The organism is Stenomitos frigidus ULC18 (assembly GCF_003003795.1).
In the GTDB taxonomy this organism is placed as follows: Bacteria; Cyanobacteriota; Cyanobacteriia; order Leptolyngbyales; family Leptolyngbyaceae; genus Stenomitos; species Stenomitos frigidus_A.
In genome coordinates this window covers 71,113-84,553 of sequence record NZ_PVWK01000014.1, presented here as the reverse complement: position 1 = coordinate 84,553, position 13,441 = coordinate 71,113, and the positions used below count along the sequence as shown (strand labels likewise).

The window sequence follows — 13,441 nt, the reverse complement described above, 5'->3', positions numbered from 1 at the left end:
GGGAACTGTGAAGGGCAACCCGCGCCGATTCATACGATGTTACAGACTGCTATCTCACCGTCGCGCCTGACTCCAGGGAATCATCACATCTCCTGCCAGTTGGTGGGAGACGGCATAGGCGCCGTAGCGGTTCAGATGACTCGGATCGGAGAAGCGATCGGGCTGATTGGCTAATGCTTGGCTCAGATCGCGATAGATGAAGCCTAACTGGGTTGCGCGTCGCAGCATGTCCTGCTGAAAATCCTCCTCGTGCCGTTTCCGGGTTGGGTCGAGGTAGTCGTTTGTCAATGGTAAGTTGACGAAGATAAGGGGAATTTGGTGCGTTTGACTAAACTGAGCCAGGTTAGTTAGTGCTTGCGTTTGGGTGCCTTCAAGGCTAAAAGAATCGTAGTCAGAGTCGTAATCGCCGTTTACCCTGGCATACTTCTGATAGTACGTTGCTGGGTTGAACTGGTTTGGCAAGGGCAGGAAGCCATCAATATCGACCGCGCTCTGCCCCTCGGCAAGCACAGACGCTGGGGCATTGGCCGCCGCTGCCCCCGGGCTCGTCGCATCGCTAAGATTATTGGACGCGATCGCGCTACCAGAGACGACCTTAGAAAGGCTGTGCGGCAGTAGGCTCACCAGTCCATCCCGCAAGAACACTCTGAGGTGGTCGCGCTGGGAGTAGAGGGCGGAGAATGTGCCTAGCCGTCGATTCAGTTCCTGGTTAACCGTTTGATAGCCGCCTGATAAAGAAGTGGGTGGGTCCTCAGTCACGGAAGTCGTTGAGGCTGGCTCAGGGCGCTTTGTTCCACCTGTCACTTGAGCGACTGCTGTACCAGGAATGGGTGGATTGCCTGCAGCTAGAGCTTTATAACCATCAGACGCAACAATGCCATTGTAGGTTACGTCCGCACGACCGCTATTGAAGGCGCGGGCACCATCAGCCCACAAAATCAGTTTGGGCAGCTTCTCTTGTGGTAAAAGCTGACGCACGATCATATCAACCACTTGAGCGGTAGCGCCATTGACACCAAAGTTGAAGCTTTTCGTGCCTGCGTAACCCTGGTCAGCCAATGCTTTTTGGAGCGCGATCGGGTCAACGCCACGCAAGGCCCGTGAGCTACCGATGATGAGCACATCAGGAGTGCCGTACTCCTTCAAGTAGCTTTGGTAAAGGGCTACTTTCTCATCCAGTTGACGGCTGTTAAACGTGGGATACGCCTCTGAACCCTTCGTTAGACCATCTGCTTTAGGCCGGAGTGGCGAAGCGGGCAGCGTTGTAGAAGCAACCGTCTCTGCCGCAGGAGCGCCCTCTACTGGAGACGCTGATGACGTACCAGGCTGGGTAAAACCGGACGCATTGAAAGCGGACTTGTCGTGAGCCTTACCTGGATTGATAGACAACGCTGGAAACAGTGAACCTGCTGGCGGCGGTACCACCGCAGGTGATGGTTGGCTGGCGGCGATCGGCGCTGGCGGTGGCGCTTGAAGCCAGCGGTTGAGCAACCAGTCAGATTGGACAACGAGCAGTACTCCGATCGCGCTCCAAACAGCCGCCACTTTTACACTACGCTTGGCTGTCAAATCAGTCAGATCAGACGAGTACGTCAGGTTAGAGCCGAGCTGAGCTGAGTCCAGAGGCACAAAAAGCTGCGACCAAATGAGCGATCGCTGCACACGCTGAATAGCACTTGCAACGATGGTGCTCAAAAAGGAGCGTGAGGCTTCGGATGCTTCCTCTGTTCGAAGGGCAAGCGCTCCCGGCGGCGAGAGTAAATCACCCACATACGCATCAGAGACCGCGAATTCGGGCGTTGCTTCAGGCACCAGTCGATCGCGGGCGCTAAAATCGACACCGTAGCTCCAGAGGGGTTGTTTTTGTCCTGATCGGCGACCGTAAATACGAACACCTGCGATCGTGGGTATTTGCAACGGCTTCAAAAAGCGAGCGATTGCAACACCCATCTGACTTTGCAACGGGCAAAGGGGCGCTTCGCCCATGATGTGCAATAAATCTGCTTTTTGACGAACCTGTACCCGAATGCCACCCGTGCCTAATTTACGGTCTAGATCAGGATTCAGCATCCGCGTGAGCAGAAAGGCGATCGCGTCTAAATTGCCTTTCTGAGCAAGGTCAAAGGTGGATAGGGGCTGTGGATCGGGAGACAGATCGAGCCAGTGTACCCAGACAGGGGCAGGTGTCGCTGTCGCACTCAGGAGATTGGTACTACTCTCTTGATGAGCAAAACCATAGATGGTGGCAGCACGAATACCCTGTGGTGAGAGGGTTTCTAGCAGTGGCACGATGGCCGCGATCGTCGTCAGCTTATCAGGCGTTGCAGACTGCGTGCTGCGGCAGGTTAAATGCAACGTCGCTTCCTTAAGGAGAGCCGAGGTTTGTACCTTTTCAGAGAGCAGAGTGCGGTTGAGTAAGCGTGTAATGGCTTGCACGTCGCCCCAGTGTGCCCACGTCTTGAGAATGTCCTCAGGTGGTGTGAGATCAACTCGCAGCACCCACTCGGTTCGCGTTTCACCAGCCACTTGCCCGAAGACAAGGGCATCCTGAAATCCATTGAGCTCCAGTGCCCGTAAGCGTTGCGCGATTGGCTCTGCAAACAGCAATGGGTCTGGGCTATAAGCCGACTCACAGGCGATGAGGAGACGCTTAAGGGGCGTGGGAGTGGGGAGTGGGGAGTGGGGAGTGGCAGACGAAGGTGTCTCTTGAGGAGGCTTTTGGGGTTTTTCCAGCTTGACGCGAACGGCAACGCCAAGCGTGCTAAAAGCATCACTTAAGTGGCGTGCGATCGCCTCAGGTTGTCCCTGACGAGCGGCACTGAGTGTATGAATGCTGGCTGCTTCAATGTTGCACTCTTGAGGCGTTGTCCCCGCTACCTCTGCGAGTGGTGGCGTTGCTGTTGTGCGAGCTTGCTGCGCGTGTGGAGGCTGATCAGGGTGAGGCACAAAGGCTTCTGTCCACTCAGGTTGAGCCTGTTGCAACAACCGACCGTAGGCAATGATCCTGTAAACTGGAGGAGACTGCGGTGGCAATAGTGGGGTGAGTGCCATCGCAGACAGAGCCTCTGTCAGTGGCGGCATGATGACAGCACGATCGGGGCAAGGTGTTCCTTCAAATAAAAGATGAAGGTTATTGCCACGCAGCTTGCTTTTCACCTGTAAATGTGGCACCTTTACCCGCTGGTGTATCCAATCATCCAGCGAAGTGCCGCTTCCTCCCAGGCAGCCTTGTTTACGAGCAGACGGAGGATTATGTCCATGTACATCCAGCATGAGCGCCTTAACAATTGCAAGTTATCCAGTGCGATTAATCCAGAATGAAGCTTTAAGTGCCGTCATTTTGCCCCATACAGATAACACATACCCAGTGACTTGGCACAATTTCTCCCTAAACTCTGATTCAAATTCCCCCTTTATATTGCTTGAGCTTGCACCATAATCATAACTAGAACCGCTAGCCTATCTTAAAGGCTTCGCCTGTAACCGACACATCGTTTTAATGGGTAGATTCCAAACTTCACGAGCTTTTGATTATGCCACCTTCTGAACCATCTACGTCTCCAGTAAGCACTAGCACAAAGCCTTTGGTTGCTCCAGAGCTTCTGCTGAGCCTGGCGACCGTCCCTTTACTGGTAGCCCTGGTGGGCAGTAAAGTTTTAACGGAGGCCGTTCAAGAACTAGGGTTGCTGAGTGAAGAAATCTTTCGCGGCGATCGTCTCCCCGTGCTTAATTTCCCCAAGACTGTGCAGTCAAATCCGGATAACTCTACGTCTGTTTAACGTCATTTGACCTGCATTTGACTCACAGAACATAATTTATTTGACTCACAGCAAATAATTTGGTTCTCCTGCAACTACAAAAGCAGAGATTACCCCATAGAATTATTGAAAGATCTTCGCAAAGAGCAGCCCCATGAGTTCGACAAGACCTTCGTCAGATGATGGATCGGGCTTAAGCACGGCAACCGAATCCAGAGTATCCGAGGCAATGCCTGTGACATCCACATCTGATCTATTTCTGCGGCATCGGCTCAAGATCATTGAAGACCTGTGGGCCTTTGTGCTGCAGCAGGAGTGTGGTCAAGAACTGGTCGATCTGCTCAATCAATTGCGCGACCTCTGTTCGCCGGAAGGTCAAGCGCCCAGCTTTCTAGAATCAGAAGTGCTGAAGGTGGTCGAACGGCTGGATCTTAACGAAGCGATCCGGGCAGCTCGTGCGTTTGCCCTTTACTTCCAGCTGATCAACATTGTTGAACAGCATTATGAACAGCGCGACCAACAGCAGCAGTACCGAGCCTCTCGCGATACGGCCTCTTCTGTTGCTGTAGAAAGTACGGCGATCGCAGGCTTCCCTGGTGCCAGCGGCGAGTCTTCAACGCCGCTGGGCAGGCTTGAGGCCGATCTACTCGAAAAAAGCCTGCAAGACCCTGAAGCCCGTAAGGAAATGGGCTCGTTTCACTGGCTTTTTCCCAAGCTTCAAAGCCTTAACGTCCCTCCCCAGCACATACAAAATTTAATTAATCAGCTTGATATTCGTCTGGTTTTCACCGCGCACCCCACTGAAATTGTCCGGCACACGATTCGCGATAAGCAGCGTCGGATTGCTCGCATCTTGCGCCAGTTGGATCAGGTTGAGGATCGCCTGAATGCGCAGGGTCTTCCAGCCGCATCATGGGAAGCCGAAGTCTTGCGAGAGCAGCTGACCGAAGAGATTCGCTTATGGTGGCGAACCGACGAGCTGCATCAATTTAAGCCGACGGTACTGGATGAAGTCGATTACACGCTCCACTATTTCCAGGAAGTGCTGTTTGATGCCATTCCACAACTGCAGCAGCGCTTCAAGCAGGCACTTCACGCTTCTTTCCCGTCGATGCACCCACCCAGTAACAACTTCTGTAAGTTTGGCTCCTGGGTCGGCTCCGATCGCGACGGTAACCCCTCCGTTACCCCCCAAATCACCTGGCAAACAGCGTGCTACCAGCGGGGTATGGTGCTGGGAAAATACATCCAGTCAATCCACCGTTTGAAAGATTTGCTGAGCCTGTCGCTGCACTGGAGTGATGTGGTGCCAGATCTGCTAGAGTCGCTGGAACAAGATCAGCTTCAAATGCCCGATATTTACGACCAACTGGCGATTCGTTATCGGCAAGAGCCCTATCGCCTGAAACTGGCGTACATTCAGAAGCGGCTGGAGAACACGCTCGATCGCAATGGCAAAATCAACAACAGCGACTGCCTGCGTGGCGATGAACCCGACTGTAACCCCAACACCATCTATAGTTCTGGTGCCGCCTTTCTGGCAGAACTGCGGCTGATTGAGCGGAGCCTGACTGAGACGGGACTCAGCTGCCGTGACCTACAAACGTTGATCTGTCAGGTCGAAATCTATGGCTTCACTCTGGCTCACTTAGATATTCGCCAGGAAAGTACGCGTCATTCTGACACCATTAGCGAAATTGCCGACTATTTACAACTACTGGCAAAACCCTATAACGAGCTCACTGAATATGAGCGGACGCTCTGGCTGACCACTGAGCTGCAAACGCGCCGACCACTGATTCCTACCGAGCTGAACTTTTCGGACAAGGCGCGTGAAGCGGTAGAAACCTTTCGCATGGTGCGGCGACTCCAGCAGGAGTTTGGCTCCGAAGTCTGCAATACCTACGTCATCAGCATGAGCCACGAGGTCAGCGACCTGCTAGAAGTGCTGCTGTTAGCGAAGGAAGCTGGACTATACGATCCTGCCACAGGTGTGAGTGCCCTCCATGTCGTACCGCTGTTTGAAACCGTAGAAGACTTGCAGAAAGCACCGTCTGTCTTGAAGCACCTGTTTGAGCTACCCCTCTATCGAGCGGCGATCGCAGGCGGCTATGCCAAATTAGACGAAGACGCACCCGCCTTGCTTCAAGAAGTGATGCTGGGCTACTCGGATAGCAATAAAGACTCCGGGTTCCTCAGCAGCAGTTGGGAGATTCACAAGGCTCAACAAGCCCTGCAAACCATTGCTGAAAGCTACAGCGTTGCACTACGGATCTTTCACGGACGCGGTGGCTCGGTGGGACGGGGCGGTGGGCCAGCCTACGAGGCGATCCTGGCACAACCCGGTCGCAGCGTGAATGGACGGATCAAAATTACAGAGCAAGGCGAGGTGCTGGCATCGAAGTACTCGCTGCCTGAGCTGGCACTTTACAACCTGGAAACGGTGACAACAGCCGTGATTCAAGGGAGTTTGCTACGCACAGGCTTTGACGATATTCAGCCCTGGCATGAAATTATGGAAGAACTGGCGGTACGATCGCGCGCCCATTATCGTGCCCTGATCTATGAACAACCAGATTTTCTTGATTTCTTCTTGCAGGTGACGCCGATCGAAGAGATCAGCCAACTGCAAATTAGTTCACGCCCTGCCCGTCGCGGTGCTGGTAAGCGGGATCTCAGTGGTTTACGGGCGATTCCCTGGGTGTTTAGCTGGACGCAGAGCCGCTTCCTGCTGCCTGCCTGGTATGGTCTGGGGACGGCTCTCCGCGACTTTTTGACCGAACATCCCGAAGAGCATCTGAAGCTGCTGCGCTATTTCTACTTCAAATGGCCGTTTTTCAAAATGGCGATTTCTAAAGCCGAAATGACGTTATCCAAAGTCGATCTGCAAATTGCGGGGCACTATGTCCACGAACTCGCCAAACCAGAAGACCGCGAACGACTGGAGCCAGTCTACGAACAAATTTCAAACGAATACTATCTGACCCGAGACATGGTGCTGACCATTACTGGGCACAAGCGCCTGCTCGATGGTGATCCCGATTTGCAGCGATCGGTGCAGTTGCGAAACGGCACGATCGTCCCCCTCGGCTTCTTGCAGGTGTCACTCCTTAAGCGGTTGCGGCAGCATAATACCGAAGCGGTTACAGGTGTGGTGCGATCGCGCTATAGCAAAGGCGAACTGCTGCGGGGTGCCTTACTCACCATCAACGGCATTGCGGCTGGTATGCGGAATACAGGCTGAGCAGTCAGCAGTCAGCAGTCAGCAGTCAGCAGTCAGCAGTCAAAAAAAGCTGGCAGCTATCTACTGGCTGATCAGTCCTTAACATTATTTCTTGACAATACCTCTTACTGAAACACGGTTGATGACAACTCATGGACAATGTGGGTGGCGATGGCTTCTCCCCTGGATGCTATGCGCCACGGTTTTGTTGGCTGGCTGTCAATCGCTGCCTGCCAGTACAGCCGCTCTGACCAACGCCGATGCTGTTTATCAGCAGCGATCGCCCAGCCATGACGGCATTGGCAAAGTCTATATGGGCAGAGAAATTGCTGAAGTGATGGGCCATCTTGGCGCAGGCTGGCTAGAGCGCCCCAGCCGCGAGCGCGAAGAGCAACCCCAAACCCTGATTAAAGCCCTTGACCTCAAGCCAACCGATGTCGTTGCGGATATTGGCGCCGGTACGGGCTACTTTAGCTTCCGCATGAGTCCGTTGCTCCCCCAAGGACGTGTGCTGGCAGTGGATGTGCAGCCAGAAATGCTGGAGATTGTGAATGCCCTCAAGCAGGAAAAACACATCACTAACGTCGAAACGGTACTCGGTAGCGTCACCAATCCCAACCTGAAGGATGCGTCGATCGACCTGACGCTGATGGTCGATGCTTATCATGAGTTTGATCATCCTAGAGAAATGATGCAGGCGATCGTGCAGGCACTCAAACCCAATGGGCGAGTCGTGCTCGTTGAATATCGCGGCGAGAATCCCCTCATTCCTATTAAAGCGTTGCACAAAATGACGCAGCGGCAGGTTCGCAAAGAGATGTCAGCCGTTGGGTTAACCTGGCTCGAAACAAAGGAGACGTTACCGCAACAGCACATTCTAGTGTTTGGGAAGCAAGGTGTTTAAGCGTTCAGCGTTCAGCCGTCAGCTATCAGTAAGGTTTAAGAGTTTTGAGTCTACTCCCCGATCCCTCTTTCACAGCGCATGGCTCGCTAATTGCTAGCAAATCCCCTAACTGACATTTGGAAAGGTTGTCCACAAGAAGATTACGACTGTGACGATCGCCAGCACCCCTTGAATCAGGTTGCCCACTAGCGAACCAACGACAATTCCCAGCGCTGCTTTTGCCGCCAGTTTCAGATCCCGACGATAAATAAATTCGCCCACGATCGCGCCCAAGATTGGCCCGACCAGAATGCCTAGCAGCGGACCACCAACAGGTAGTGCTGGCCAAAGTCCCAAAATCCCAACGACAAGACCCACAATCGCACCAATCTGCCCCCATTTGCTGGCACCCGCCTTCTTCGCACCGTAATATGTCGCCAAAAAATCGACCCCAAGACCCGCTAGCAGGAACACGATCGCAACCGTCAGAGGAATGCTGACGCTGCCGAACCCATTGACTAAGCCCCAAATGAAAATGGCGATCGCAATCAGGCTAATGCCCGGAATGGCAGGCACAACAGCACCAATAATGCCAATGACCATAACCGCAACGAGTGTCCAATAGAGAGGAAGCATGGGGGAGGGGATGAGGGATGAGGAAGCAGGGGAGCGGGGAAGAGTTTTGAGTTTTGAGTTTTCAGTAGCGCTTCGTGCCAACAGGCTAGAGAGTTCTGAGTTTTGAATTTTGAGTTTTGAATTAATCTTGACCACTGACCAATCTTAAATAACTTCTAGCGACTGACTCAGCGTATGTTCCAGCTTCGCTGCGATCGCGCTAATCCACTTTTCGTCCTGGCGGGTGTAGCTGCGGGGGGCATTGGCACCTAGAATCATCGCGCCTTGCTTGCCAAGAGGCTGACAGATCACTCCCTGGGTATTTTCTGGCAAGTAGTCAAACTCAATGCGTCCAGGGTAAACCTTGAGTGCGACTAAATACACGGGCGCTTGCTTTTCTAACACACGCTGTAGAATGGGACCGATGCTGATCTCTCGCTTGGTCGCCAGAATGCCTCGTCGTAGCAAGATTTTATCGTCGTACCAGACGATGAGCGATCGCGTTACGGTATTGGTCAGCAGCAAATGTGAGGCCCAGGCAAGCTCGGTTTTCAGTTCATCTGGCAAGTCTGGGTCAAGCTCAAAGCCTTCGTCGCCGATGAGGTCAACCCGCTCAGGGGTGCGAGGCTGCACCTGTTGCCAGAGTAAACCCGTTAGAATCAAAACGGCGCATACAATCACACCGAGTGCATCCGATCGTGATTGAGCGTTGGTTAGATCAGGGGTGAGTAGACGGTTTACCAGTAGCAAACAGCCAGCCAGCCCACCAACGGCGATCGGCAGTAAACGCAAAACCTGATTTTGATCGGATTTAGTCATTCCATTACGCTAAAAGCCTCTATATTCATTCTATTTGGAACCAATCCAAAAACTTGTCACGCTTAAGCGGCCGTCACGTGGCACCGTTTTGAGAGTGGGTTTCGCACTATAGTTTCATTGGTATTGTCGGGAGGCAGGGATTGCTGGAATTATTTAGCTCTGGACTCGTATCGCTGTGGCTCAACATGGCGGGGGTATCCCGTCCTGCGGTGAGTCATGGCAATGTGGTCAGTGCGTTGTGGCAAGATACTCCCTGGATTGTGCTGCCTGGTGCACCGGATGCAGCAGCAGAGACAACGCTACAGCGCTATTTAGAAGGACTCACCCGTAAGGGGCTTGCTACTACCTCACAAGGCGTTTGGCTCCAGTCGGGTACCCAGTTTCTGGCGAGCAATCAGGGCACAACGCCACTTCCTGCTGCTTCATTAACTAAAGTGGCAACGTCGCTTGCCTCTCTAGAAACCTGGGGACCCGATCACCAGTTTGAAACACTCATTAGTGCTACAGGCCCCATTCAAAACGGCGTGCTGCAAGGTGATTTGGTGATTCAGGGTGGTGGTGACCCTTTGCTGGTCTGGGAAGAAGCGATCGCCCTTGGCAACGAGCTGAACCGCATTGGCGTGACGAAAGTCACTGGCAATCTGGTGCTGACAGGCAATTTCTTAATGAACTTTGAAACCAAGCCAGAAAAAGCAGGCGCGTTACTCAAGCAGGCGCTGGATGCCAACCGTTGGTCTGGTGAGGCCGCCGACCAATATCGGAATTTGCCACGTGGAACCCCTCGCCCACATGTAACGATCGCTGGTACGGTGCAGGTCATCAATTACGGCGCAGATCTGCTGCCCAAGCAAATTCTGCTCTTGCGGCATCGCTCGTTGCCGCTGTCACATATTCTCAAGCTGATGAATATCTACAGCAACAACGTGATTGCCGAATCCCTGGCTAACTCGCTAGGAGGAGCGAGCGTGGTTGCTCAGCAGGCAGCGATCGCGGCGGATGTCCCTCAAGCCGAAATTCAACTGAAAAATGGCTCTGGTCTGGGTACAGAAAACCAGATTTCGCCCAGAGCCATTTGTGCTATGTTTGCCACCCTGCAGCGCTACTTGCAGTTCCGCAGTCTGACGATCGCAGACCTGTTTCCGATCGCTGGCGTGGATGGTGGCACGATCGACTATCGCAAAATTCCTCAGGATGCAGTGGTAAAGACGGGCACGCTGAATGATGTCAGCGCTCTGGCAGGCGTATTGCCCACGCGCGATCGTGGCTTTGTCTGGTTTGTCATGATTAACCGGGGCACTGATCTCGACGACTTGCGCGATCGACAAGACCAACTCCTACAAGCATTGGTCAAACAATGGGGTACCGTTTCGACCAGACCGCTAGCACTCTCTCCCGTCAGCACGCAATCGATCACCACGCTCCTGGGTGCCAGCGATCGCACGGAGGCTGTGCGATCGGCCTTAGAGGTCAACACTTACTCCAGCAACTGACGATGAAAGGGGCGTGTTTTTGGAGAGCTATCAGCTATCAGCTATCAGCTTTTTTTCTGACTGCTGACCGCTGACCGCTCAAGGCGCTAGAACAATGTAAGGCGAGGCGATCGCGTCCGCTTTACCCGCATTCACCATTGCTTGATACACAAACGCAGCAACGTCTGCCCGTGTCGCAGTTCTGTTGGGGTTTAGTTGCACTAACGTCGGATAGTTGACGACAATTCTGCGTTGAGTGGCTGCGGCCACACTGGTCGTTGCCCAGGATGGAATTTGTGCCGCATCTTGGTACCGCGACAAAACACTGGTGTTGCCAGCCTTAAAATTCAACCCGCTGGACAGAGCCGCCAGTACTTCCACTCTGGGAATGGCCTGATTCGGTCGAAAATCACCCTTGGGGTAGCCGCGCATAAAGCCACCTCTAGCGGCTGCTTGAATGGCTGTATAGCCCCAGAAGCGGCTGTTGACGTCCTTAAATTGAGTGGCTTTTTGTCTGACGGGTGGTGTGAACGCATTATTGATGATGGCCGCAAACTGCACCCGTGTTACCGGATCGTCTGGATGAAACGTGCCGCCAGGGAAGCCGCTAATAATGTTTCGTTTTGCGAGAGCGGCAATGTATCCCTGTGCCCAATGACCTTGCACATCAGCAAATTGACCAGAGCCACTGCTGGTAGTTGAAGGGCCAACGAAGGCCACACGACCGGCAACTTTTCGTGGTTCGATCGTGTTGCCGACCGAATAGAGCGTATTACTGGTGGTGTTGTTGAGATCGAATTGACGGTTGTTGCGGATCACATTATTGCCAGCGCTGTCCGCCGTGCCGAGGTCTGGTTGGGCATTAATGGTCACGACAACGCCATCCCGCTTGTTGTTTTCGATCGTGTTATTTCGCAAAACAGGGCGAGCCGTGTCATTAATGTAGAGCCCGTCTGTGTTCTCGATCATACGGTTGCCAGTAATTCTGGGTGCAGCACTATTGCTAATCGCGATCCCAAAGCCCGTATTTTGAAACACGTTGCCGTTGATTTCACCGCTGGCACGGTTGGCGACTGAAAGACCATTGCCACCGTTTTGGGTAAACACGCTATTGGAAACGACAGGGTTGCCAGTCCCCGTGATAAAAACGCCTTCCCGATTGTTGCGGTTAAACGTGCAGTTGGTAATTTTAGGGTTGACGGACTCGACCCAAATGCCGGTGCCACGCGTATTCGGATTGGTAAACGAAACGCCTCGAATTTCGGTATCTTTCCCCGCCTGCAGCGTCACATTTTGACGCGCAAAGGTCGGGCTAATCAGATTACCACCACCGATAATTGCCACCGTTTGTCCCTTCTCAGATTCTTCGCCTCGTAGGGTCACTCCAGTCGGCACGGTCAGTGGAAAGACCTCACCAGACGACTCTGTATAGCTGCCTCGCGCTAGCTGCACATACGTTCCTGGTGTGGCTTGCCGGAGTGCATAGGCGATCGTGCGATACGGTGTACCTTCAGTACCGGCACCAGGCGCGTCGGTACCAGATGCCGGATTCACGTAAATGAGCGTTGCTGAAAGCGGTGTTTGCGCCAACATGAGAGGCAACTTAACCTGAGCAACGGCCGCTGGCGTAATCATCCCTACCCTTACGCCTCCAATTGATAGAAGCATCAAGGCGCCAACGCGAAACACCTTGAGGGCGCTGTGTGTGCGACAGTGAACAGCGTCTGTTTTTTGAATATGGCAGTGTTTCTGTAGCGAATCGTTGCTGTGCGTTAATTGTGCGGCTTTAGCGTTCTGGTACGACATGGTATGTGCTGATGACTGAGGGTTGGAGCGATGCTGCACTGAATGGCATCGATTTTAGAGGCTGTCTTCAAAGACGAAAGGATGATGAGCTTGTTCTCCGTCAGGTGTGATCCTAGAGCGGCAACAGTACTTGTTTCCGCAGGCTTAGGGTCTACCAGTGTGCTGGTCTACTAAAAGATGGCGACTAGCATCCAGACAGTCCAAGGGGTACAGCGATGCATGCTTCGGATTGTCAAAGTCAATCAGTGCTTGGAACCTGTAACTTCGGCCTGCACTGAATTACCTGACGCTGACGCTACACAAGTTGGCATGTGCCGCTCAGCACAAGCGTCTCGCTAGAGTAGGACTGACGCAGAAGTGACTAGAATTTTCCCCCAAGCCCCCAAGTTTAGGGGAACTAAAGCTATTAAAGCCCCCAGGGTTGGGGATTTGGGGGCAAGTGCGTAAGTCCTATAGAGGATACTTCAACTTAATACTGATGATAAAATTTATTTCTGACCTTTATGTTTGAGATTTAACGTTCGACGTTTTGCCTATACGGGTAAGTAAGCACATATTGCTTGTGCGGCGATCGTCCTCCCAAGGTCAATGTTTGCGTAATGGCAATGGTTGCTCGTGTAGATCATTCAGATGCTGTACGGGTGCGCCACCGTCAAAGAGTACGTTGGCATTGGAGAATAGCCTCCACAGTTGGTAAAACTTCGCTCGCGCTTCCCACTTTAGATCTATGAAACCCTCTAAACCCAGGCTCATTCCAACGTTGCTTTGCTTCGCAGTCGTTGGCTTTGTTGCTGCTACTCTGCCTTATCCAACACTCGTCAACAACTTGACTGTGCTTGGTGCTGATTCGCATCACTAGCCTTTTCAG

The 13,441-nt window shown here is 53.0% G+C and carries 8 protein-coding genes; 4 read left to right on the top strand and 4 right to left on the bottom strand.

Annotated features, from left to right (window positions below; translation table 11 throughout):
* Positions 1-54 precede the first annotated feature (54 nt).
* Positions 55-3,273, bottom strand: coding sequence for a DUF1574 domain-containing protein (locus C7B82_RS02405; RefSeq protein ID WP_106254712.1), 3,219 nt, complete (start codon positions 3,271-3,273; stop codon positions 55-57).
* A gap of 260 nt (positions 3,274-3,533) precedes the next feature.
* On the opposite strand from C7B82_RS02405, the gene C7B82_RS02400 reads away from it, so the two are divergent.
* From C7B82_RS02400 to C7B82_RS02390, 3 genes are all read left to right on the top strand, one after another.
* On the top strand, positions 3,534-3,779 hold the full coding sequence (locus C7B82_RS02400; RefSeq protein WP_106254711.1) for a hypothetical protein: 246 nt from the start codon (positions 3,534-3,536) through the stop codon (positions 3,777-3,779).
* Positions 3,780-3,912: 133 nt separating this feature from the next.
* Positions 3,913-7,002, top strand: a complete 3,090-nt coding sequence (gene ppc / locus C7B82_RS02395) for a phosphoenolpyruvate carboxylase (protein WP_106254710.1) — start codon at positions 3,913-3,915, stop codon at positions 7,000-7,002.
* 166 nt (positions 7,003-7,168) lie between these two features.
* The gene (locus C7B82_RS02390; RefSeq protein ID WP_106254843.1) at positions 7,169-7,885 is read left to right on the top strand and encodes a class I SAM-dependent methyltransferase; all 717 of its coding nucleotides are present in this window, start codon (positions 7,169-7,171) and stop codon (positions 7,883-7,885) included.
* Between the two features lie 105 nt (positions 7,886-7,990).
* Here C7B82_RS02390 and C7B82_RS02385 read toward each other — a convergent pair whose 3' ends face one another.
* Entirely contained in the window at positions 7,991-8,500 is a 510-nt protein-coding gene (locus C7B82_RS02385) for a DUF456 domain-containing protein (RefSeq protein ID WP_106254842.1), read from the bottom strand.
* Between the two features lie 144 nt (positions 8,501-8,644).
* Positions 8,645-9,298 (bottom strand): cofactor assembly of complex C subunit B, encoded by a 654-nt coding sequence (locus tag C7B82_RS02380; RefSeq protein ID WP_106254709.1) that lies wholly within the window; start codon positions 9,296-9,298, stop codon positions 8,645-8,647.
* Positions 9,299-9,438: 140 nt separating this feature from the next.
* Between C7B82_RS02380 and C7B82_RS02375 the strand changes: the two genes are divergently transcribed.
* Positions 9,439-10,788 carry a D-alanyl-D-alanine carboxypeptidase gene (locus C7B82_RS02375; protein WP_106254708.1) on the top strand — a complete coding sequence of 450 codons (1,350 nt, stop codon included), beginning with the start codon at positions 9,439-9,441 and terminating at the stop codon, positions 10,786-10,788.
* Positions 10,789-10,866: 78 nt separating this feature from the next.
* Here C7B82_RS02375 and C7B82_RS02370 read toward each other — a convergent pair whose 3' ends face one another.
* The gene (locus C7B82_RS02370) at positions 10,867-12,573 is read right to left on the bottom strand and encodes a DUF1565 domain-containing protein (RefSeq protein ID WP_106254707.1); all 1,707 of its coding nucleotides are present in this window, start codon (positions 12,571-12,573) and stop codon (positions 10,867-10,869) included.
* Positions 12,574-13,441: the final 868 nt, after the last annotated feature.